The 21,478-nt window shown below is 63.4% G+C and carries 21 protein-coding genes; 8 read left to right on the forward strand and 13 right to left on the reverse strand.

The annotated features are described in order from the left end of the window. Positions 1–113: 113 nt before the first annotated feature. The 9 genes from LMTR3_RS02420 to LMTR3_RS02460 form a co-directional block, all read right to left on the reverse strand. On the reverse strand, positions 114–1,286 hold the full coding sequence (locus LMTR3_RS02420) for a phosphoserine transaminase (RefSeq protein ID WP_065743494.1): 1,173 nt from the start codon (positions 1,284–1,286) through the stop codon (positions 114–116). Positions 1,287–1,366: 80 nt separating this feature from the next. Beyond that, positions 1,367–1,561 (reverse strand): hypothetical protein, encoded by a 195-nt coding sequence (locus tag LMTR3_RS02425; protein ID WP_065743495.1) that lies wholly within the window; start codon positions 1,559–1,561, stop codon positions 1,367–1,369. Positions 1,562–1,820: 259 nt separating this feature from the next. Continuing rightward, positions 1,821–2,291 carry a GNAT family N-acetyltransferase gene (locus LMTR3_RS02430; RefSeq protein ID WP_065743496.1) on the reverse strand — a complete coding sequence of 157 codons (471 nt, stop codon included), beginning with the start codon at positions 2,289–2,291 and terminating at the stop codon, positions 1,821–1,823. A 17-nt stretch (positions 2,292–2,308) separates the two neighbouring features. Then, positions 2,309–2,899 carry a glutathione S-transferase family protein gene (locus LMTR3_RS02435; protein WP_065743497.1) on the reverse strand — a complete coding sequence of 197 codons (591 nt, stop codon included), beginning with the start codon at positions 2,897–2,899 and terminating at the stop codon, positions 2,309–2,311. A gap of 63 nt (positions 2,900–2,962) precedes the next feature. Continuing rightward, complete coding sequence (locus tag LMTR3_RS02440) at positions 2,963–3,778, reverse strand: outer membrane protein (RefSeq protein ID WP_065743633.1); 816 nt, start codon at positions 3,776–3,778, stop codon at positions 2,963–2,965. A 212-nt stretch (positions 3,779–3,990) separates the two neighbouring features. After that, positions 3,991–4,821 carry an outer membrane protein gene (locus LMTR3_RS02445; protein WP_065743498.1) on the reverse strand — a complete coding sequence of 277 codons (831 nt, stop codon included), beginning with the start codon at positions 4,819–4,821 and terminating at the stop codon, positions 3,991–3,993. 289 nt (positions 4,822–5,110) lie between these two features. Next, positions 5,111–6,370, reverse strand: coding sequence for an MFS transporter (locus LMTR3_RS02450; protein WP_065743499.1), 1,260 nt, complete (start codon positions 6,368–6,370; stop codon positions 5,111–5,113). A gap of 144 nt (positions 6,371–6,514) precedes the next feature. Next, positions 6,515–7,861 carry a phosphoglucosamine mutase gene (gene glmM, locus LMTR3_RS02455; RefSeq protein WP_065743500.1) on the reverse strand — a complete coding sequence of 449 codons (1,347 nt, stop codon included), beginning with the start codon at positions 7,859–7,861 and terminating at the stop codon, positions 6,515–6,517. Positions 7,862–8,067: 206 nt separating this feature from the next. Next, positions 8,068–8,247, reverse strand: coding sequence for a hypothetical protein (locus LMTR3_RS02460; protein WP_065743501.1), 180 nt, complete (start codon positions 8,245–8,247; stop codon positions 8,068–8,070). A gap of 104 nt (positions 8,248–8,351) precedes the next feature. Between LMTR3_RS02460 and LMTR3_RS02465 the strand changes: the two genes are divergently transcribed. Then, positions 8,352–9,488, forward strand: a complete 1,137-nt coding sequence (locus LMTR3_RS02465) for an alpha-hydroxy acid oxidase (protein WP_065743502.1) — start codon at positions 8,352–8,354, stop codon at positions 9,486–9,488. Between the two features lie 107 nt (positions 9,489–9,595). On the opposite strand, the gene LMTR3_RS02470 is transcribed toward LMTR3_RS02465, so the two are convergent. The 3 genes from LMTR3_RS02470 to LMTR3_RS02480 form a co-directional block, all read right to left on the reverse strand. Next, the gene (locus LMTR3_RS02470; protein ID WP_065743503.1) at positions 9,596–10,225 is read right to left on the reverse strand and encodes a single stranded DNA-binding domain-containing protein; all 630 of its coding nucleotides are present in this window, start codon (positions 10,223–10,225) and stop codon (positions 9,596–9,598) included. Between the two features lie 127 nt (positions 10,226–10,352). Then, positions 10,353–11,192, reverse strand: coding sequence for a shikimate dehydrogenase (locus LMTR3_RS02475; protein WP_141686450.1), 840 nt, complete (start codon positions 11,190–11,192; stop codon positions 10,353–10,355). 126 nt (positions 11,193–11,318) lie between these two features. Beyond that, positions 11,319–13,367 carry an elongation factor G gene (locus LMTR3_RS02480; protein WP_065743504.1) on the reverse strand — a complete coding sequence of 683 codons (2,049 nt, stop codon included), beginning with the start codon at positions 13,365–13,367 and terminating at the stop codon, positions 11,319–11,321. Between the two features lie 483 nt (positions 13,368–13,850). On the opposite strand from LMTR3_RS02480, the gene LMTR3_RS02485 reads away from it, so the two are divergent. The 5 genes from LMTR3_RS02485 to LMTR3_RS02505 are packed head-to-tail and all read left to right on the forward strand — an operon-like array spanning position 13,851 to position 19,993. After that, positions 13,851–16,214, forward strand: coding sequence for a TonB-dependent receptor family protein (locus LMTR3_RS02485; RefSeq protein WP_065743505.1), 2,364 nt, complete (start codon positions 13,851–13,853; stop codon positions 16,212–16,214). 44 nt (positions 16,215–16,258) lie between these two features. Next, positions 16,259–17,227: an ABC transporter substrate-binding protein gene (locus tag LMTR3_RS02490; RefSeq protein WP_065743506.1), complete on the forward strand. Its 969-nt coding sequence runs from the start codon at positions 16,259–16,261 to the stop codon at positions 17,225–17,227. Between the two features lie 5 nt (positions 17,228–17,232). Beyond that, positions 17,233–18,042: an ABC transporter permease gene (locus tag LMTR3_RS02495; protein ID WP_065743635.1), complete on the forward strand. Its 810-nt coding sequence runs from the start codon at positions 17,233–17,235 to the stop codon at positions 18,040–18,042. Then, entirely contained in the window at positions 18,039–18,782 is a 744-nt protein-coding gene (locus LMTR3_RS02500) for an ABC transporter ATP-binding protein (protein WP_065743507.1), read from the forward strand. The genes LMTR3_RS02495 and LMTR3_RS02500 overlap by 4 nt, the downstream gene beginning before the upstream one ends. Then, on the forward strand, positions 18,779–19,993 hold the full coding sequence (locus LMTR3_RS02505) for an NnrS family protein (RefSeq protein ID WP_065743508.1): 1,215 nt from the start codon (positions 18,779–18,781) through the stop codon (positions 19,991–19,993). The genes LMTR3_RS02500 and LMTR3_RS02505 overlap by 4 nt, the downstream gene beginning before the upstream one ends. 27 nt (positions 19,994–20,020) lie before the next feature. Here LMTR3_RS02505 and LMTR3_RS02510 read toward each other — a convergent pair whose 3' ends face one another. After that, positions 20,021–20,500, reverse strand: coding sequence for a DUF992 domain-containing protein (locus LMTR3_RS02510; RefSeq protein ID WP_065743509.1), 480 nt, complete (start codon positions 20,498–20,500; stop codon positions 20,021–20,023). A gap of 452 nt (positions 20,501–20,952) precedes the next feature. On the opposite strand from LMTR3_RS02510, the gene LMTR3_RS40180 reads away from it, so the two are divergent. After that, positions 20,953–21,075: a hypothetical protein gene (locus LMTR3_RS40180; protein WP_502686597.1), complete on the forward strand. Its 123-nt coding sequence runs from the start codon at positions 20,953–20,955 to the stop codon at positions 21,073–21,075. Then, positions 21,072–21,413, forward strand: coding sequence for a helix-turn-helix domain-containing protein (locus tag LMTR3_RS02520; RefSeq protein ID WP_176721807.1), 342 nt, complete (start codon positions 21,072–21,074; stop codon positions 21,411–21,413). The genes LMTR3_RS40180 and LMTR3_RS02520 overlap by 4 nt, the downstream gene beginning before the upstream one ends. The last annotated feature ends 65 nt before the right edge of the window (positions 21,414–21,478 follow it).

The following is a 21,478-nucleotide window of genomic DNA, read 5'->3' on the forward strand; positions in this document are numbered from 1 at the left end:
GATGGGGTGAAACTGTCGATGCGAATTCTGCGTGCGTCGGATGCGGAGAGGTCACCCCACCCCGACGCATCCTTCGGATGCGTCGACCCTCCCCCTCCAGGGGAGGGTGACGATCAAGCCGCCTTTGGCAGCGCGGCCTTGGTCTCGGCAAACGCCCAGTCGATCCACTGCGTCAGCAACGCGACGTCGGAGGCCTCCACCGTGGCGCCGCACCAAATCCGCAGGCCCGCGGGCGCATCGCGGTAATAGGCGAAGTCGTAACCGGCGGCTTCCTTCTCCACCAGCGCAACCAGCTTCTTGGAAAATTCGGCCTGCGCGTCGGCGGTCAGCGAGGTGATCGCGGGATCGACGAACTTCAGGCACACCGAGGTGTTGGAGCGGATCGACGCATCCTTGGCCAGGAAGTCGATCCACGGCGTCTTCGCCTTCCAGTCCGACAGCACCTTGGTGTTGGCGTCGGCGCGCGCGATCAGGGCTTTCAGGCCGCCGATCGATTTCGCCCAGTTCAAGGCATCGAGATAGTCCTCGACGCACAGCATCGACGGCGTGTTGATGGTCTCGCCCTCGAAGATGCCCTGGTTGAGCTTGCCGCCCTTGGTGAGGCGGAAAATCTTCGGCAGCGGCCAGGCCGGCTTGTAGGTCTCGAGCCGCTCCACCGCGCGCGGTGAGAGGATCAGCATGCCGTGCGCGGCCTCGCCGCCCAGCGCCTTCTGCCAGGAGAACGTCACCACATCGAGTTTTGCGAAATCGAGTGCTTGCGCAAACGCTGCCGACGTCGCGTCGCAAATCGTGAGGCCTTGGCGGTCCGCGCTGATCCAGTCGGCGTTCGGCACGCGCACGCCTGAAGTCGTGCCGTTCCAGGTGAAGACGATGTCGGAAGCCGGATCGGCCTTGCTCAAATCGGGAAGATCGCCATAGCCGGCGTGCAACTTGGTGACGTCCTTGAGCTTCAATTCCTTGACGATGTCGCTGACCCAGCCCTCGCCGAAGGATTCCCAGGCGATCGTGGTGACGGGGCGCGCACCGAGCAGCGACCACAACGCCATTTCGACCGCGCCGGTATCGGACGCCGGCACGATGCCGATCTTGTAGTCATCAGGCACTTCCAGTACTTCGCGCGTCAATTCGATCGCGAGTTTGAGCCGCGCTTTACCGATCTTCGCGCGGTGCGAGCGGCCGAGGGCTGCGTCCTTGAGATTTTGGGGATTCCAGCCGGGGCGCTTGGCACAGGGGCCGGAGGAAAAATGCGGCACGTTCGGCCGCGAAGCGGGCTTCGCTACGGTCATGAATCTATCCTTCCAGATAGTAAGCCTCCCGTTGGGGGGAGGTGTCCCGCCGCGGTCATTAGGGGAATCGGGCCCGATCGTCAAGAAGCATCGGGCGCTTCACGCTCGATTGATGGCTCCTCGTCCGCGCAGGGAGCCGGCTCCTGCTGCAGAAGTTCGGCGGCATCAGTGACCAGTTTGGCGGCCTCTTGCCGGCTCGAGACCTTCAAAATGCTGGTCTCCCCTGCCTGTACGACATATTCGCTTCCGATCCGGACAATCGAATATTTCTTCATTGGAAAATCCCCAAGCTGCCCAAAGCCCCCATGGGAGAGCCCGGCATAGCGGAGACGTTTCGGTCCGTAAAATCACGGACGTATGCGTAGTTTATCGGTTGTTAACCGGATCGCACAGTGACGACTACCTCAGGCATTCGTCGCAAGGACGCTTCAACCGCGGTTGGCTGACCTTTATTCTGACGCGCTTTCTTTACGCGAACCGGATGCCATCCCGCATCAAGTGCGGGACGGGCTTCGCTCGAAAACGCTGCGGCGATCAAAATCGCAAGGTCATGCCGACATGGCTGCGCGCAAAGCCGAGCCGCTCGTAAAACCGCTGCGCGTCGACGCGGGTGTGATGCGTCAGCAATTCGACCAGTCTGCATTCCCTCGCGCGCGCTTCCACAACCGCCCACTGCACCATTTGCTCGCCGATGCCGCGGCTGCGGCAGTGGCTGGCGACGCGGACATCCTCGATCAGGCCACGCGAGGCGCCCTGCGAACTCAGCCCGGGCAGAATGCATAGCTGCAGGCAACCGACCACGGCGCGTTCGCCGTCCTCGGCGACGACGAGAAGGATGTTCGGGTCGAGCTGCAGCCTTTCAAATGCCGTGAAATAGGATTGCGGCAGTGGGTCTTCGATCCGCTCACGCGCACCGCCGAGCGGATCGTCCGCCAGCATGGCGATGATGGTGCCGACGTCCTCGCGGCGCGCGGGGCGGATGGTGACCTCTGGGATGGCAGACATGACGATTTCCGGTGAAGTCAGCGTGCCGACGGCAGGCCGAGAACTTTTTCGGTCTCGGCGATCCAGCGGCGCACCGCGGCACAGCCGTCGAGGTGAAAGCCGCCTTCGTGCGCCACGCGGGTATAGGCCAGGAGCGAGACGTCGGCGAGCGTGACTGCGTCGCCGACCAGGAACGGCGTCAGCGCAAGCTGGTGCTCCATCCGCGCCAGCGCCGCATAACCGCGCTTGACCTTTTCAGGATCGAGATCGGAGGCCGGCTTCTTCAGGTAGAACATCTGGAAGCGGCATACGGCGATGTAGGGCTCGTGACTGTATTGTTCCCAGAACAGCCACTCGTCCATCTTCGCTTCCGCGAACGCATCCTGCGGAATGAGACGAGAACCGCGGGCGAGATAGCGGATGATGGCGTTGGATTGCGCCAGCGTGCGACCGTCGTCGAGTTCGATCGTCGGCACCTGGCCGGCGCCATTGCGCTTGAGAAATTCCGCCGTCCGCGTCTCGCCCTTGAGGGTGTCGACCGCCATCCAGGTGTAGGGCAGCGCGAGATGGTCGCACACCCACTTCACCTTCAGGCAGTTGCCGGAATTGGTATCGCCGTAGACCTTCATGCGCCGCCCTCGTTAGGGCGATAGTGCAACAGGCGGCGGCAACTCTGTCAACGGCGCAGCAACTCAGAATTTATAGCCGAGGCCGGCCCGCACCGTGTTGATGCTGGTGTCAACCGAAGAGGCAAAGCGCACGTATTCCCATTCCGCGCGCATGAACAGGCCCGCTATCAGCATCACTTCCGTGCCGAGACCGAACGAATAGCCGTAGATCAAATGGCTGTACTGGCCGTCGGTCGCGCTGACATCGAATGGTACGTTCTGGAATCCCGGCGCGGCGGCCGGATTGACCTGAGTTCCGTAAACACGCGCGCTACGAATGATGTCGGCTTGCCCCAGCGCTATGCCGGCAAACATATAAGGGAGGAACGAGCCATACGCATAGCCGCCCCGGACCCGAAGCGTTCCCATGTCGGAAATATTCATCTGCGCTGACCCTTCATAGGTCGCGCCGACCGTGTACCCGGAAGGAAGCCCGAAGAACCGCGACATCCTGCCGGTCTGCGAACCGCCGAACTTGCCGTGCGTGTAATTCATTTCAACGCCCACGACGACGTCGGTCCACTGGAAATTGTAACCGACGAATCCGCCGAACCCCTCTCCGTGAGCCGAAACCTTTCCCATGACCGGCCACTCCGATATTCGCTGGACCTGCTCCATCTCCGTGCCGTCCAGGAGGCGCGCCGCGATGGTACTCGTCGAATTCGCAAAATTCATATTGGAAGTGCCATAGGCGGCATGTCCGCCGATGTAGCCGCCTTGCCAGTTCACTGTGCTGCTGCTCGGCCCGTCGATGAAGCCGCCGCGGAGATATGGCATGTCAGCCGCCTGCGCACCGCTCACCGCTCCACACATCACCGCCACCAACAAAAGACGACGCATCGCAACGCTCCATCGGAAAACTCTGAACTTGGCGCTGATCATCGCCTGTTAACCTTAACCAATGGTTGTCGCGTCTTCCGATTGGCGCAATCTTGCCGAAAAGCAGGCAAACATTATTCGCGGTCGCAGCTCTGCATCGCGATCCGTCAAAAGCAAACGGCGCGGGAAGAGCTCCCGCGCCGTCTGCAAATGTTAACGAATGAAGGTCGCGATTAACCTTTGCGGATCAGCGGCGGCGGTGCGTAGACCTGCGGAGATTCCAGATTCCAACGCACGCCGAGCTTCAGATCATGCGAGGTGATGTCCTTGATCTTGATCGACGATGCACCTGAGATGCTGTTGTCGAACGCACGGTAGTTGCCGGGGGCTGCATCGCCGAGATTCATGTAGCTGTAAGCGAGTTCGACGGTAAACCCTGGAGTGACATTGTAGGCGAGACCGGCATGGGCCGCCCAGGCCAAATTCCACTTCCCATTGTCGGCGAAGTAGGTAACGCTGTTGGTCAGGGCGCCTGCGGTGTAGCGAACGCCATCGTCGCGGAAGCCGCTGAGCTTGTTGTACGACCCACCGACACCGGCACCGATGAACGGCGTGATGCACCACCAGGTTCCGAGGTCGACATAGGCATTCGCCATGACAACCCACTCGGATTTGCTGCCGGTGTAGTTGTTGACTCCGATGTCGTCGAGACCGAGGACAACTGTGTCCGAGCCGTGAAGGTTGGCGCGACCGCGGTATTGGCCGATCACGTCCGCACGGAACCAGTTGTTGAAGCGATAGCCGACACCGAGGTCGAACAGCATCGAGCTGTCGAAGCCGAGACCCGCCGTCGTGGTTGGGAAGGTCTGCGCAGTCAAGCTGTCGATCGTCTTCGCACTCTGATTGGTCATGCCGATGTCGCCGCGCAGATACCAACCGCCGAAATCCTCGACCACCGGGGCCGGAGCGTACGGAGGCGGCGCAATCGCCATGTCGGCGGCAAACGCCGCCTGGGACAACAAAGTGGCCGCACCGGCGGCAATGAAAGACTTAACGCTACGCATGGGTTCGTCCTTTTGTCCGGTGAGGCTGACTGCAAAGGGCCCCACTTCAAAAACTCACGGACGGACGATGGCATTAAATGCTTAAACGGCGCTTAACCCTAATTTTTAAGGTTGACAATCTATGACTTTTTTCACGGCGCTGTTTGCGGACGCGCCTCACGATGCATCGCACACGACACATGAGGCGAAAGCGCCATACACCCTAACGATATATTGAGAATCAGCGTGCTGCCGCGCCGTTAAGACTTTGTTGATGCGGCGAGCTACGCCCTCGCCTCGCGATAACTCGTCAGCGCGCGTGCTTCGGCATCTTCGGCAGGAACACCGCGAGCAAACCGAGCGCGGGCAGGAATGCGCAGAGGTGATAGACGAAGGCGATGCCGGTGTGATCGGCGAGCTTGCCGAGCACCGCCGCGCCCAGTCCGCCGATGCCGAAGGCGACGCCGAAGAACACGCCCGAGATCATTCCGAAGCGATGCGGCATCAGTTCCTGTGCGAACACGATGATGGAGGACGTCGCCGACGAGATAATCAGGCCGATGATCACCGTCAGCACCGCGCTGCCGACGAGGCCGGCATAGGGCAGCGCCAGCGTGAACGGCAGCGCGCCGAGGATCGAGAACCAGATCACGTATTTGCGCCCGAAGCGATCGCCGAGCGGCCCGCCGAAAAATGCGCCCGCCGCATTGGCGGCAAGAAACAGGAAGAGGTAGAGCTGGGCCGCTTGCGTCGACACCTGAAACTTTTCGATCAGATAGAAGATGTAGTAGCTCGACAGGCTCGACACGTAGAGCTGCTTGGAGAACAACAGCGCAACCAGCACCGCGAGCGCGATTCTGACGCGCCGGGAATCCGGCAGGTCCGGATGACGTTCCACCGCCGCGGATTTCTTCGTCGTGATCTGCGGCTTGTACCAAACCCCGATCCGCCACAGGATCACGATCGCCAGAAACGCAATCGACGAAAACCAGGCGATCGAGGGCTGGCCGAACGGCACCACGATCAGCGCCGCCAGAACCGGTCCCATCGACGTGCCGAAACTGCCGCCGAGCTGAAACACCGATTGCGCGAAGCCGTAGCGCCCGCCGGACGCCAGGCGCGCGATCCGCGCCGACTCCGGGTGAAACACCGCCGAACCAAGCCCAACCAGCGCCGCCGCGATCAGGATGATCGGATAGAGATGCGCGACGCTGAGCAATAGCAAGCCGAAGAACGTAAAGCCCATGCCGATCGCGAGCGAGAACGGCTGCGCCTTCTTGTCGGTGAAGTGCCCGACGACGGGTTGCAGCAGCGACGCGGTGAACTGGAACGCCAGCGTGATCATGCCGATCTGCGCGTAGTCGAGCGCGTAGGCGTCCTTCAGGATCGGATAGACGGACGCAATCAACGACTGCATGGTGTCGTTGAGGAAATGCGAGAAGCTGATCCCGGCGAGCACAACATAGGCCGGCCCTGCCACGGCCGCTTTCGCGGCGAGCCCCGGAGCCGCGTCCGACACGACCACCGGCGCGGTCGCGGTTTCCTCGGTTACGATGACGGGCTTGTTCAACGGCGCATTCCCGAAAGGATTCGCTGACGCAATGCCGCGTTTTACGCGGCACGCCCGGTTGCGACCAGCAGCAATAGCCGATAGCTGCGATGCGCTCCTGCGCACCGCCGATCAGCAATCGCGCATCCTCTGGATAAAGCGTGCTTATGCCGCGGCGGCGTGGCCAAGCGCGTTGACGATCTGGTCGACGACTTCCTCGACCAGGAGGCGGTCGTCGCCCTCGCCCATCACGCGGATCACAGGCTCGGTGCCGGACGAACGCACCAGCAGCCGGCCGTGGCCGTTGAGGCGATTCTCGCCGTCCATGATCGCCGATTTCACCTCGGCGTGGTCGAGCGGCTTGCCGGAGCGGTAGCGTACGTTCTTCAGGATCTGCGGCAGCGGATCGAAGCGATGGCAGACCTCCGACACCGGGCGGCGAAGCTTTTGCACCACGGCCAGCACCTGCAGCGCGGCGACGAAGCCGTCGCCTGTCGTGGCGTAGTCGGAGAGGATGATATGGCCCGATGGCTCGCCGCCGAGATTGTAGCCCTGCGCCAGCATCTGCTCGAGCACGTAGCGGTCGCCGACCGGCGTGCGCACCATGCCGAGGCCTTGTCCTTCGAGGAAACGCTCGAGGCCGAGATTCGACATCACGGTAGTCACGATGCCGGGCCTGGCAAGCCGGCCCTCTTCGTTCCAGCTTTGCGCGATCACCGCGAGCAACTGGTCGCCATCGACGACGTGGCCGCGCTCGTCGACCAGGATGACGCGATCGGCGTCACCATCGAGCGCAATGCCGATATCGGCGCGCATTTCGCGCACCTTCCTGGCGAGCGCCTCCGGCGAGGTCGAGCCGCATTCCTTGTTGATGTTGAAGCCGTCGGGCTCGACGCCGATCGCGATGACGTCTGCGCCCAACTCCCACAGCGCTTCCGGCACCACCTTGTAGGCCGCGCCGTGCGCGCAATCGATCACGACGCGCAGGCCGTCGAGCGAGAGCTCGCGCGGCAACGTGCGCTTGGCGAATTCGATATAGCGGTCGTGGACGCCGTCGATGCGGCGGGCGCGCCCGAGACTCGCACTCTGCGCCAGGCGACGGTCGATCGGCTCGTCGAGCAGTTGCTCGATCTGCTTCTCGACGTCGTCGGAGAGTTTGAAGCCCTGCGGACCGAACAGCTTGATGCCGTTGTCCTCGAACAGATTGTGCGACGCTGAAATCATCACGCCGAGATCGGCGCGCATCGACTTGGTCAGCATCGCGACCGCCGGCGTCGGCATCGGGCCGAGCAGCAGCACGTCCATGCCGACCGAGGTAAATCCGGCCACCATGGCGTACTCGATCATGTAGCCGGAGAGACGCGTATCCTTGCCGATGACGACGCGGTGGCGATGATCGCCACGCTGAAATACCAGGCCGGCCGCCTGCCCCACCTTGAGCGCGAGCTCCGGCGTGATCAAACCATTGGCGCGGCCCCGAATTCCGTCGGTACCGAAATATTTGCGGCTCATGTGACCCCCAGCCGTTCCGAGACTTCTTCAAGGCCTTGCGGCCACGAATCCCGAACGTCTCCATCGTAGCGTACTGGGGGTTATAATCCTTCGCCCGCTAGAATGGCTTCAAAAAATATGATGAATCATTACGGCCATCGGCGGCCAAAAGGCAATATAACTAATTGTTATATCTGGATATTCGCGCCAGGCAACCATCGGCCGGCCTAACCGCTCCGTTTGACGTGCTGGTCGCCTTTCGAAGGCGGCGGCTGGGTGACATTGACCGGGTCGGATGCCGGAAAGGTCTCTTCCAGCCCCTCCTCCAGGGCGTCATCGAGCCGGCGCTTTTCCTCGGGGTCGGCCGGGCCGGTCTCGACGGGGGCGGCTTTGCGCGGTCCGGTCATGGGATATCCTCCCGGGAATGGCGCCGCCAGATGCGATTTGGCTGGCCATCCAACCATGCTAGATGACGACGCAGCGAAGAAGTTCAAGAAGGGCCGGGACGTCCATGAAGCATATCACCTGCATTGAGGATCTGCGCCAGTTGCACAAGCGCAGGGTTCCCAAGGCGTTTTTCGACTACGCCGACCGCGGCTCCTACACCGAGGACACGCTGCGCGCCAATTCGGAGGATCTGCAGCAGATCAAGTTCCGGCAGCGTATCCTGGTCGACGTCTCCAAGCGCGATCTCTCCACGACGATCCTCGGCGAGCCGGCAGCGATGCCCTTGATTCTTGCCCCGGTCGGCCTGCTCGGCATGCAGCATGGCGACGGCGAAATTCATGCCTGCCGCGCCGCCCAGGCCGCCGGCATTCCCTTCACCCAGAGCACGATGTCGATCTGCTCGATCGAGGATATCGCAGCTAGCGTCGACAAGCCGTTCTGGTTCCAGCTCTACGTGATGAAGGACCGCGGCTTCATCAAATCGCTGATCGAGCGCGCCATTGCGGCGAAATGCTCGGCGCTGGTGCTGACCGTCGATTTGCAGGTGATCGGCCAGCGCCATCAGGACATCAAGAACGGCATGACCGTGCCGCCGGAATGGTCGCTGTCGAAGCTGCTCGACTTCGCCAGCAAGCCGTCATGGGTCGCGGGCGTGCTGCGCGGCAAGCGCCGCACCTTCGGCAACATCGTCGGCCACGTCAAAGGCACCGAGGATCTCACCAAGCTCTCGGAATGGACCGCGTCGCAGTTCGATACTTCGCTGAACTGGAAGGACATCGACTGGATTCGCTCGATCTGGCCGGGCAAGCTTATCCTCAAAGGCATTCTCGATGTCGAGGACGCCGAGATCGCGGCCAAGACCGGCGCGCAGGCGATCGTGGTCTCCAACCATGGCGGCCGCCAGCTCGACGGCGCGCCGTCCTCGATCGAGGTGCTGCCGGAAATCGTCGATACCATCGGCTCGAAGATGGAGATCATGTTCGACGGCGGCATCCGCTCCGGCCAGGACGTGGTGCGCGCGCTCGCGCTCGGCGCCAAATCCTGCATGATCGGCCGCGCCTATGCCTATGGCTTAGGGGCCGGCGGCGAAGCCGGCGTCGCCAAGGCGCTCGACATCATCGCCAAGGAAATGCTCACGACGATGGGGCTGTGCGGCGTCAATACGATTGCCGAGATCGACGATCGCGTGCTGGCAGTTTGAGACGTTCATTGGTTACGGCGTCATTCCGGGATGGTCCGAAGGACCAGACCCGGAATCTCGAGATTCCGGGTTCGATGCTTTGCATCGCCCCGGAATGACCCTTCGGGTCACATCGGCGGCGTGATCCCGTCGCGGCCGACATTGACGCGCGCGGCTTCCAGCGTGCCGTCATCCTTCTTCACCGCGCCGAAGATGATGATCTTCGCGCCCGGCTTCAGCTCGGATTTGTCGCCGGCGACGAAGGTGACGATCGGCGTATCCGGCGGCACCACGACTTTCTTTTCGCCGTCTTTGTACTTGACCAAAATATTCTGCCCGTCGGTGCCCTTCACCGTCTGGGCGACGGTGGCGTTGGTCATGGTCGAGTTCGGGCGCTGGTCCCAGGGCCGAAAGCCTTCGGCCGCACCGCGCTGGTTCTCCGGGAAGATATGCACCGCGACCGCCTTCTGGGTGCCGTCCGGCTCCGGCATGCCGGTGACGCCGATATAGGAGCCTTCCTTGATCTCGGACAGCGCGGTCTTGGCCACGCCGAACACGGCGACATTGTCGGTGAGACGGACCTTCATGTCGGCGCCCTCGCGCGACTTGATCGACAGCACGGACCCGTCGACGGCCTCGATGGTGCCGCGAATGCGCGTCGGCGTCGGTGGCTGCTGTGCCAGGGCCTCCGCTGCAAACAGAGCGACAAGGCCCAGCGGGGCCGCGAGCATCCGCGGCAATGAAGAAGATTTCAGCATGGTAGTCCTCCCAAAGTGGATCGGCGCCCAATCCAACGCCAACACCTGGAGGAAATGCCTATTCCACGGCTGGTGCCCCGCCTGCCGATCATCAAGGCGTGATCGGGTTTAGGCGCGCCAGCGCCGATCATGTGTTCGTGAGATCGGCCTCGACGAGCGCGCGAAGTTCCGGCGTCACTTCGGGACGCCGTCCGAACCACAGTTCAAATCCCCGCACCGCCTGATGCAAGAGCATGCCGAGCCCGTCGGCCGTCTTCAGCCCGCGCGCGCGCGCCGCGGTCAGCAGCGGCGTGTCGAGCGGCACATAAACGAGATCGGCGACGACGGCGCGTGACGGCAGCCGGCCGACATCGAGTTCGAGCGGCGGCTGGCCCTTCATGCCGAGCGAGGTCGTATTCACCAGAAGCCCGGCGCGCGGCAGGAGATCGCCGAGCGCATCCCACGCCACGGGCAACACGCTCGCACCGAACTGATCCGCCAACGCGCTCGCGCGCGCCATGGTGCGATTGACGAGATGAATACGCTTGATGCCGCGTTCGCGCAGTCCAAACACGACGGCGCGCGACGAACCGCCGGCGCCCAGCACCAGCGCATCCTCGCACTTGTCCCAGCCGCCGGCACAGGCGTCGAGATTGTTGATAAAGCCTTCGACGTCGGTATTGGTCGAGCACAATTCGCCGTCCGCGAACCACAGCGTGTTGGCCGCGCCGACCGCGCGGGCGCGCTCATCCGGCTTCGACAGCGCAAGCGCGCGCTCCTTGTGCGGAATGGTGACGTTGGCGCCGACAAAGCCGCGCAGCGACAGGCGGAAGATGAAATCCTTGAACTCATCGGGCGGCACCGCCTCGATGACGTAACCGCCCTCGATGCCGAGTGTCCGCAGCCAGTAATGATGGATCAGCGGCGAGCGCGAATGCGCGGCCGGCCATCCGATCAGGCACGCGGCGGGGGGTTTAGGCACGGCAATAGCCTCCTCCAAAGACGTCGATGGCCGGGATAAACCCGGCCACGATTATCAATTTATCTTCCGCTTAAATGAGTCAAGCCGCGTACCCGCCGCCGCAGACCGAGCTGCGGCGGCCAGGCCGGCCAGCTACGCCGCGACGCGATGCGCGGCGATGATCTGGTCGGCGGCGCGGCCGGTGACCTCGGCCATGCGGTCGAACTGGCGGGTGAAACCGCCGGCGCCGGCGGTGGCCGAGCGCAACTCCACGATCAGATCGCCGATCTCCGCCTCCGGCATGGTGGCGCGGACGCAGTCCCATGCCGGCCAGCCCTCGCGGGTGTCGAAGCCGAGAATCTGGCCGCGTCGCGCCGACAGGATGGCGTTGATTTTCGCCGTCGCCTCCGTCGGGCAGACGATCTCCACCATGTGGATCGGCTCCAGCAGCACCGGCTGGCACTGCGGCAGCGCTTCGGTCATGCCAACCCGGGCCGCGGTGCGGAACGCGAGATCGGACGAGTCGACGCTGTGATAGGAGCCGTCGATGAGCGTGACCTCGACATCGATGACGGGAAAACCGAGCGGACCCTTGACGAGGCCGTCGACCACGCCCTCTTCTACCGCGCCGATATAATTTTTCGGCACCGCGCCGCCGACCACCTTTTCGTGGAACTCGAAGCCCGAGCCGCGCGGCATCGGCTTGATTTCCAGCACCACGTCGCCGAACTGGCCGTGGCCGCCGGATTGCTTCTTGTGGCGGCCGCGCTGGGTGATCGGTTTGCGGATGGTCTCCTGATAGCCGATCGCGGGCGGCTGCGATTTGACGTTGACGCCGAAGCGGTCGCGCAGACGCTCGAGCGCGACGCGCAGATGCATCTCGCCCTGCCCCCACAGCACGATATCGTGGGTGCGCTGGTTCTGGATCATCGTCAGCGACGGATCCTCCTCGTTCAGCCGCAGCAGCGCCTGGCCCAGCTTGACATCGTCCTTGCGATCGGCCGCCGATAGCGACATCGCCAGCACCGGAGGTGTCGGCGCGATCTGCACCAGTGCCGCCGGCGCGGTCTTGCCGCTGGACAGCGTGTCGCCGGTCTTGATCGCGTCGAGCTTGCCGAGCGCGATGGTCTCGCCGGCTTCCGCGGCGGCGCGCTTGGTATCGTGCGCGCCGTTGACAGCGAGAATGCCGGACACCCGCCCGGCTTCGCCGGAGGAGGATTGCAGCGTCGCGCCGTCATCGAGATGGCCGGCAAGCAGCCGCGTCAGCGACAGCTTGCCGCCGTGCTGCAGATGCAGCGTCTTGAACACATAGGCCAGCGCCTCCTTTTGCGACGATGCGCCGAGGCGTTTCGCGGTTTCAACAACGCCCGGCGATTCATGGCGCAGCGCCTTCATCAGCCGCAGCACGCCGTTCTCGCGGCTCGCGGCGCCCAGCAGCACCGGGCAGATCAGCCCTTCGCGCAATTCGCGGGCGAGATCGTCGAACACCGCATCGCGCGGCGGCTGGATGTCCTCCAGCAACTGCTCCATCAACGCGTCGTCATGATCGGCGAGCTTTTCAAGCATCGAGAAGCGCGCTTCCTTCTCGCGGTCGAGATCGCCGCCTTGCAGCGCGATCACTTCGGAAGGCTTGTGCTCGCGATAGACGAAGGCGCGTTCCAGGGCGAGATCGACAAAGCCTTCGATCAAATCGCCGTTCCAGATCGGAATCTGCCGCAGCACCAGCGGCACGCGCGAGGCCGGCTGCAGGGTTGCCAGCGTTTCGCGGATGCGCTTGTTGGCGCGGTCGATCTTGTTCAAAAACAGGAAACGCGGAATGCCGAGATCTTCCAGCTCGCGCAGGATGATCTGCAGTTGCGGCAGCTTCTTCTCGTCCGCCTCGCAGACCACGACCGCGGCATCGACCGCGGGCAACGCGGCGCGCATGTCATGCGCGAACTCGACCGAGCCTGGACAATCGATAAAGGTGTAACTGTCGCCCATGAAGGTGGTGGTGGCGGCGCTCAAGGCCACGCCCATCTTGTGATGGCGCGCTTCGGGGCTGGCATCGCCGACGGAAGTTCCGGCATCGACGCTGCCGGCACTTTTAATGGCGCCCGTTCGCGCCAGTATTGCTTCTAGAAGTGTGGTTTTACCGCTTTGGAAAGGGCCCACCAGCGCAATGCACCGTGGACCTTGGGGACTTCTGACGTCTTGTCCCATTGCCGCCTCCCTGTTTTGGAGCTCGGCCCGTGATTGGGTCGGCGACCTCTGATGCTCCGCCTGTCGCAACGATTTGGCAAGCGGGAAAACGTCGCTGCGGTGCGACGTGGTACGACGAGGCGCAGCAGCGCGATCTGGCCTCCAACCGAGCGGTGCGGGAAGTTCCGCCCAGTCCGGAGGCGCTGCTGCGTCTACCCGCATCCCGCCCCCAACAGTCGCCACGATGGCCAGCGCCCGTCTGAGTGCGCCACCGTCACCGTGGGAGATCTTTAGAACGAAAGTAATGTTGACCCAGTCGCTGTTTGCGCCAGCGCAAAGAGCACCGGGTCACACGCCTCCAGTTTGCCGGCGATCAAGACAGCCCGATTGCCATCCAGATCACCTCAAAACTCATGAGCTGCCCAGGGCGTCGCCTCGGTGACGGCCTGGGCAGACGTGACACTGTTTGCTTGGGCAAAGGAATTGTTCGTGACCAGGAGAAGTATGTTGATTTCGGCGGCACCGTCGTGCCTTTTGCCTTCGTGCGGGACACGAGGCACAAAATTGTTGTCGCGAACCGCGTCGGCATTGTTGCTGTCGACTGCGGCGGGCCAGTCTTGCTTTGCGCAATCGGCCAGCCCGGGCGCGGCGGTTGCGCTGGACCCGGTCACGGTGGAGGCCCCGCGACGCTCCGCGCCGGCGGTCGCGCGCGGACGAACGACGGGGCCGCGCCGCGCGGACCCATTGCCGAGCCGCGAGAGCGCAGCGGTTACGGCTGCTGCGGACGCCGCCACGCCGGTGCGCGCGCGTTTTGACGCTCTCGCCGGCGGCGTGGCCCTCGTCGACCGCCAGGATTTCCCCGTCACGGCGAATCCCACCGTGTCGAAAGCATTGAGCGGCGTTCCGGGCGTCGTGGTCCAGGACTTCTTCGGCGGGAACGATCAACCGCGGATTCAAATTCGCGGCTCGGGCCTTCAGCAGAATCCGGTGGAGCGCGGAATTCTGGTGCTGCAGAACGGCCTGCCGATCAACCGCGCCGACGGTTCCTACATTGTGGGCTTCGCGAACCCGCAACTCGCCGAATCCATCGAGGTCTATCGCGGTTACATGGCCAATCGCCTCGGCGCGACCGTGCTCGGCGGTGCGCTCAATTTCGTCTCGCCGACCGGCTCGACCCAGCCGGGCGCTCAGATCACGGTGAGCGGCGGAAGCTTCGGCCAGATCGGGAGCGCCGGTCAGGCCGGCTTCAAAAAGGAAAATTTCGATGGCCTCATTCAATTCGATGCGAGCCGTCGCGACGGCTTTCGCGACTACAACAGCTCCGAGCGCGTCGCCATCAGCGGCAATGTGGGCGTCAAGCACTCGGAGAATGTGAGCACGCGGTTTTTCGCCGGCTATACCGATCTTGGCTTCGACGTGGCGGGACCGCTGACCAAGAGCGCGATGTATGCCGATCCGCGTCAGGTCCATGGTGGACCGAGCGTCGTCGGCGGCGTGGCCATCAACCCGGGCCCCAATGTGCTGCGCGACAAGCCCCGGCGCGAAGCAAGCCAGTTCCTCGCCGGGTCGAGAACCACGGCGACTTTCGATGCCCACCTGGTCGACGTCGCGATTGGATACACCCATACCGATGACATGTTCCGGTTTCCGATCTCATCGGGCATCCGGACGACGGAGGGCGGTGATCTCACCGGGGTGATGCGGTACGCCTATAATCCCGGCGCTGCCGTTCTGCCACTGCTGGAGACCACGGCACAGTTCACCACGGGCTCTGCAAGCCGCGAGAATTACATCAATCAGGCCGGATCGACCGGTGCGAAATTCGGACAAAGCGAGCTCGATGCCACCACGCTTGCGCTCTACTCCGGACTCAATATTCCGATCTGGCCGGCCTTCACGCTTTCACCGGCCATCTCCTATGCCCACGCAACGCGCGACAATGACGATACCTACAGGCTCGCGACACGTCCGACCATCGCCTACAATCCAGCCAATCCCACGATGCTGTTGCCTAACGGCGCGGTGCCGACGCAGAGCACGAGCTACTCGCGCGCTTATGAGGGGTGGAGTCCAAGTCTCGCGCTGTCATACCGGCCCGACAATATCAGCACCGTCTTTGCCGCGGTGAGCCGCAGTTTCGAGCCGCCGACCCATGACGATCTTCTCGCCACCGTGAATGGCACGCCTAACTCGAGTCCCGGCCGGCCGGCACCGGGCAATCCGTTCCTCGCAGCCGCGGCGTTCACGACGCCCGACCTCAAGGCCCAGACCGCAACGACGGTCGAGGCCGGCTGGCGAGGCCGAACGGACAGATTTTCCTGGGACGCGGTGACCTACTACTCCTGGGTCGACAACGAATTGCTCAGTCTGCGTGATGCGACCGGCGCATCGCTCGGAGCAATCAATGCCGACAAGACCACGCATTTCGGAATCGAACTGGGCTTCGGCGCCAGACTGACGGAGCGGCTTTCGGGTCGCGTTGCCTACACCTATCAGGATTTCCGCTTCGACAACGATCCGTTGCGCGGCAACAATCGCCTTGCGGGCGCGCCTCGTCACCTGGTTAACGCAATGCTGCAGTTTCAGGCGACGGAAAGCTGGCGACTTCAAGGGGCCGTGCGCTGGAATCCCGAAAGGACGCCCGTCGACAACATGAACACGCTGTACGCCGACCCTTACGTCGTCGTCGACCTGCGGACCGAATACAAGATCAACAAGACCTTCTCGGTGTTCGGCGAGATCACCAACCTGTTCAACGAAACCTACGCATCGTCGACGCTGATCGTCGACCAGGCGCGTCCGGATCAGGCGGCCTTTCTGCCCGGCGACGGGCGCGGATTCTACGCCGGCATGAAGGCAAGATTCTAGCGCAGGCGACGGCGCACGCCGCTTGCATCATTGAGGAGATCATCATGCTGAACCGTCGCGCACTGATGGCGGGCCTGCCGCTGGCGGTACTTGCTGCGCCGCGCATTGTGCGAGCAGCGGAGCCGGTAACCTTCTGGGGACCGCCGGCGACCCCTTCGGTCATTCTTGCGCAAGCCATCGACAGCGGCCTGCTGAAGCCGATCGTGCCGGAAGCCACGTTCAAGGTGTGGAAGACGCCGGACGAGATGCGCGCGGGCATCAGTTCCGGATCGATGGCGGCGACCGTCGTTCCGACCTATGTCGCCGCCAATCTCCACAATCGAGGCATCGGCCTGCGGCTCGTCAACGTGTTGACCGACGGTCTCCTGTTCGTCGTGGCTCCTGCCGGAACCGTCAACGGCATCGCCGGCCTCAGGGACAAACGGATAGCCGTGCCGTTCCGCAACGACATGCCGGACTACATTTTCCGCCGCCTGCTTGCCGCCGCCGACATGAAGACGTCCGATCTGACCATCGAGTATTCGGGCACGCCGCTGGAGGCGGTCCAGATGCTCATGATGGGACGCGTTGATGCCGCGCTGCTCAGCGAACCCGCCAGCAGCGCGGTGATCGCCAAGGCTTCGACGTTCTGGAAGAATCTCGAGCGCGCCGTCGATTGCCAGAAGGCATGGCCGAGTGTTGCCGGAACGAGCACGATCGCCCAGGCCGGGCTGGCGATCACCGACCGATTTGCGACCGAGATCGGTGCATCCGGCGTTGCAGCGCTGCACGCCGCGCTGGAACAGGCGCTGCAGGCGGTGACCAAAAACCCGGCGGCGGCGGCGTCAGCGTCGGCCGCTGCGCTCGATCTCCCGGCTGCCACGGTCGAGAAATCAATCCCCTTCAGCAGGCTGGTCGTGCGCACCGCCTCCGCCGCGCGCGCAGACCTCACAAGCCTGTTCGACCTTCTTGCAAAGGACGATCCGCGCATCATCGGCGGCAAACAGCCGGATGACCGGTTCTACGCGTTGTGAAGCTGGTGCCGCGTGGCCTTGCACTGGCGGGATGGGCAGGCCGATACGTCTGGTCGGGTTGGGCCGGCGTAGCCGGTCTGTTCTGTCTGGCCGCGGCATGGCAGGCCGGCCATGAATTCTACGGCTCCTTTGTCTTGCCCTCGCCGTTGGAAACGTTGCAGGCGATCTCCGTCATCGTTCGCGAGCCTTCCTTTGCCAAGGTTGCCAGGGAGACGGCCGAGCGTTCGCTCGCGGGCTTCGTCCTGGCGGTCGGCATCGGCACCACGGCCGGTGCAATAGCGGGCTATTCCTTCGCGGCGATGCGACTGATGCGCCCGATCGTCACCGTGATCCTCGGCGTGCCGCCGATCGCGTGGATCGTGCTGGCGCTGATCTGGTTCGGATCGACCGGTGCTTCCGCCGTCATGACCGTCGTCGTTGCCGCGCTTCCGATCTCATTTGCCGGCGGGCTCGAAGGCGTCGCGACGCGCGACCGCGCGCTTGACGCCATGGCCCGATCGTTCGGTGCCGGAATCTGGATGCGCTTTCGCACCGTTACCGCGCCTCATCTGATCTCCTATCTGTTCCCGGCATGGACCACGACGGCGGGGACGGCGTGGAAAGTGACTGTAATGGCCGAGCTTCTCTCCAATTCCGGAGGAATCGGCGGCGAACTGGCAACGGCGCGTGCGCTGTTCGACATCCCAAGAGTAATGGCCCTGATTGTCGCCGTCGTCGCCTTCGCGCTGATTACGGAATATGTGTTCCTGCATCCCCTGCGCGATCGGCTTGAGCGCTGGCGCGAGGCCGGCCTGCCATGGGGTGTGAAGCGATGAAGCTCGCGCTCGAAAGCGTCGGACACGCCTTTCTCGGTCGTCCCGTGTTCGAGAAGCTCGACCTCTCGCTTGTAGAAGGCGAGGTCGTTGCCCTGATCGGGCCATCGGGTTGCGGCAAGACCACGGTGCTACAGATCGCGGCTGGCCTGATCGATCCGTTGCGCGGCCGGGTGCGTCGCGCCTATCGGCGCCATGCCGTGGTGTTCCAGGAACCGCGGCTGCTGCCGTGGATGACCGCGCGCGACAACATTGCCTATGGCCTGTGCGCGATTGGAGCCTCAGCGACCGCGCGTGTCGAGGTTGCGGAGCGCCGCGCGCGCGAAGTCGGCCTGCATCCGGAAGATCTCGACAAGTTTCCGGTGGAGCTCTCCGGCGGCATGCGGCAGCGCGTCGCCGTCGCTCGCGCACTTGCAGTCGACCCCGACGTCGTGTTCTTCGATGAACCATTCACGGCTGTCGACGTCGGACTCAAGCGGGCGCTGCAGGACCTCGTGATCGAAGCTGCGGCACGCGAGCATTTCTCGGCGCTGTTCGTAACGCACGATCTTGCGGAAGCGGTCCGCGTCGCGCATCGGCTTGTCGTGCTTTCCGGCAGCGTCGAGGGGCTGGCGGCAAGCCGTGTCATCGAAGGCAAGCCGGGCGAGCGCAACGACCGCATTGTCTTCGAGATGGTCGAGACGTGGTCGCGCGATCCGGCGTTTCACGCGTTGTTCGACGGCGAGCGGGAGCGCATCCGGTGACGTCCCGCTGTTTATCCGAACCCGGACCAACCGCTTCCAATCCGTGGCTTATAGAAGGTCTGCGTCTCTTTTTCCCCGTTGCGGCGTGCCATGCGATACTGTCGCCGCTGGTATGGGTTGCGCTGTTCGTCTTCGCGCTGCCGTTTGCACATGATATTCCCGTGAGCCAGTGGCACGCCCATGAAATGATCTTCGGTACCTACGGTGCGGCCCTTGCGGGCTTCCTCACCTCCGCGGTGCCGGAATGGACCGACACGCGCCCGCGCCAGGGCCGCGCGCTTCTTGCGCTACTATGGCTGTGGCTGCCGGGACGGGTGATCGGATTTGTCGGACTCGACGCACTCGTTGCCGTGGCGGCGGTTACCGATCTTGCGTTCCTGGGATTGCTGTTCTGGTACGTCGTCAAGGCCCTGATCGACCGTGGCAGCACGCGGCATGCGTCCTTTGCCGTGTGGACAGGCCTGTTCTGGGTCATCGAGCTCGGGGTGCGCGTCGCGTGGATGGCCGGCATGACTGATGTCGCCGCGCGATTGCTTCATGCCGCTTTGATGGTGTTCGTGGTGTTCTTCTCGCTTGCCATCGCCCGCATCAACGTCGCGATCATCAATCTTGCGCTCGACCCGAGTGGCGAAACCACGCCGTACCGGCCGCATCCCGGCCGGCAGAACCTGACGGCCGGACTGGTCGCACTCTACGCCGTGGCGGCGCTCGCCGCTCCGGCTTCGACCGTGCCGGCGTATCTCGCGCTTGCCGCCGCAGCGGCCTTTTTCGACCGCCTGGCCGAATGGTTCGTCGGCGCCGCCGTTTTTCGGACGCATGTGCTTGCGCTTGCCGGCGCCAATCTCTTCGCAGGTGTCGGGTTTCTGTTGATCGGCCTGGCGGGCCTGGGATCTCCGCTCGTTGCCACAACTGGGTTTCACGTGTTGTCGGTCGCCAGCCTCGGCCTCGCCGTGTTGAGCGTGTTCATCATCGCGGGGCTCCGCCACACCGGCCGGGCGCTTCATCTGCCCTGGCAGGCGCATGCGGCGGTCATCGCGATGATAGCTGCCGGTCTCGTCCGGGTGCTGCCTGAAATCGGGATCGGTACGTTTCTCCTGGGCAAGCACTATGTCTTGAGCGGCTGTCTCTGGTCGTTCGCTTTCGCGATCTGGCTCGTTGGCTTCGTGCCGCTGCTGAAACGCCCGCTTTACGAAACGGCACGTCAGGCTTGACGGCATTGTTGTCGATCACGGCCTTCGCTACCTTCCCGGCCGCAGCTCCAGACTTTCCAATCCGGCGGCGATGCTGACGCCGACCTGGCCTTGCAGGCTGAGCGGCTGCAGCGCGATCGAGTTCGCGGAGCCGCCGACCAGCACGTTGCCGCCGACGCCGACGCCAAGCGTCGCGCTGCCTTGCGCGCCGACATAATCGCCGGAAAGGCCGCCCGGCCCGAGCCGCGCGACGGGTGCGAACACGCCCCAGGCCAGTGCCGATTCCTGGGTGATGCCGAGATCGAGTCCGACTTTGCGGATGGTGGCGACATAGCGATCTTCCGGCATCCCTTCTGCGCGCAGCACGCATCCGAGGTGAGTGACGGAACCGACGACGAAACCGACGCTGGCGCCGCCGCGACACTCCAGCACGCCGACCTGCACGCGCTGCTGCTGTGCGCCGGCGCCGCCGATCGACGAAGCCAGCGTGGCGAGCGCGGCAGCGGCAAGAATGAGAGAACGACGCATGAAGTAAGCTCCGGAAAGAAAGCGATGCGAGCAAAGAATGGAAATCGGCGCGCCGTGCCCGCGGCGCTCGCCGTTCTATGCCACAACATCACAGGTCATGCCAGAACAGCGAAAGCTGAAGCCAGCCGTCTCCATTCGCTCGTCATACCGGGGCTGACGAGATTCTCGACGCTGTAGTTCGATGCTGCGCAGCGCCGACTGGAAGCACTTGACCATAGTGGCGTGAAGGATTTGCTCCGCGCTATCAAACCTGCGGTTTTCGTGGGCTCCAGCCGAAAGGACTCGCAAGGATTTCCGGCGGCTGTCCGCGGCGGGATCGGGCAAGCCCTTTTTGAAGCGCAGATCGGGGAGCATCCGCACAACGCCAAGCCATTGAAGGGTTTTAGCGGGGTCCTGATGGCGATACCTATCGCGCCGTCTACACAATACGTCTCGAGGGCGTCTTATACGTCCTGCATGCGTTCCAGAAAAAATCAACCAGAGGAATAGCCACCCCTCAACGGCACATGGATCTGATACGCCAACGCCTACGCGACGCCGAAGCCATTCACAAAGCAACCAGGGGAGTTCGATGATGAGCGCAAAGAGACTACCCGCCCACGAAATCGGCAGCGGCAATATCTTCGCTGACCTTGGTCTACCCAATGCAGAGGAGCATCTGCTCAAGGCAGCACTGGTGGTGCAGTTGAAACGACTGATCGCCGAACGTGATCTGACCCAGATCGCGGCGGCCAAGCTGATAGGAATGAAACAGCCCGACCTGTCGAAGCTGCTGCGTGGCCAGTTACGGCTGGTTTCCGTGGAAAAGCTGATGCGGATGCTTACCGCCTTCAATCAGGATGTAGAGATTACCTTGAAGCCGCATCGCAAACGCGGCGAGGCGGGCCGGATCACCTTCATTCGGGCCGCGTAAGCCAACCGCGCTGAACGAAGCGAGTAACAAAAAGGCCCGCTTGCGCGGGCCTTTTCCTTAACGTC

This window comes from Bradyrhizobium sp. LMTR 3 (genome assembly GCF_001693485.1).
Classification (GTDB): Bacteria; Pseudomonadota; Alphaproteobacteria; order Rhizobiales; family Xanthobacteraceae; genus Bradyrhizobium.

Coding starts and splice junctions, on each gene's coding strand:
- LMTR3_RS02425 (WP_065743495.1), bottom strand. CDS start 1,561: ATGAAGAAATATTCGATTGTCCGGATCGGAAGCGAATATGTCGTACAG.
- LMTR3_RS02485 (WP_065743505.1), top strand. CDS start 13,851: ATGTTGATTTCGGCGGCACCGTCGTGCCTTTTGCCTTCGTGCGGGACA.
- LMTR3_RS02510 (WP_065743509.1), bottom strand. CDS start 20,500: ATGCGTCGTTCTCTCATTCTTGCCGCTGCCGCGCTCGCCACGCTGGCT.
- LMTR3_RS02445 (WP_065743498.1), bottom strand. CDS start 4,821: ATGCGTAGCGTTAAGTCTTTCATTGCCGCCGGTGCGGCCACTTTGTTG.
- LMTR3_RS02470 (WP_065743503.1), bottom strand. CDS start 10,225: ATGCTGAAATCTTCTTCATTGCCGCGGATGCTCGCGGCCCCGCTGGGC.
- LMTR3_RS02460 (WP_065743501.1), bottom strand. CDS start 8,247: ATGACCGGACCGCGCAAAGCCGCCCCCGTCGAGACCGGCCCGGCCGAC.
- LMTR3_RS02430 (WP_065743496.1), bottom strand. CDS start 2,291: ATGTCTGCCATCCCAGAGGTCACCATCCGCCCCGCGCGCCGCGAGGAC.
- LMTR3_RS02480 (WP_065743504.1), bottom strand. CDS start 13,367: ATGGGACAAGACGTCAGAAGTCCCCAAGGTCCACGGTGCATTGCGCTG.
- LMTR3_RS02520 (WP_176721807.1), top strand. CDS start 21,072: ATGATGAGCGCAAAGAGACTACCCGCCCACGAAATCGGCAGCGGCAAT.
- LMTR3_RS02435 (WP_065743497.1), bottom strand. CDS start 2,899: ATGAAGGTCTACGGCGATACCAATTCCGGCAACTGCCTGAAGGTGAAG.
- LMTR3_RS02490 (WP_065743506.1), top strand. CDS start 16,259: ATGCTGAACCGTCGCGCACTGATGGCGGGCCTGCCGCTGGCGGTACTT.
- LMTR3_RS02465 (WP_065743502.1), top strand. CDS start 8,352: ATGAAGCATATCACCTGCATTGAGGATCTGCGCCAGTTGCACAAGCGC.
- LMTR3_RS02440 (WP_065743633.1), bottom strand. CDS start 3,778: ATGCGTCGTCTTTTGTTGGTGGCGGTGATGTGTGGAGCGGTGAGCGGT.
- LMTR3_RS02500 (WP_065743507.1), top strand. CDS start 18,039: ATGAAGCTCGCGCTCGAAAGCGTCGGACACGCCTTTCTCGGTCGTCCC.
- glmM (WP_065743500.1), bottom strand. CDS start 7,861: ATGAGCCGCAAATATTTCGGTACCGACGGAATTCGGGGCCGCGCCAAT.
- LMTR3_RS02420 (WP_065743494.1), bottom strand. CDS start 1,286: ATGACCGTAGCGAAGCCCGCTTCGCGGCCGAACGTGCCGCATTTTTCC.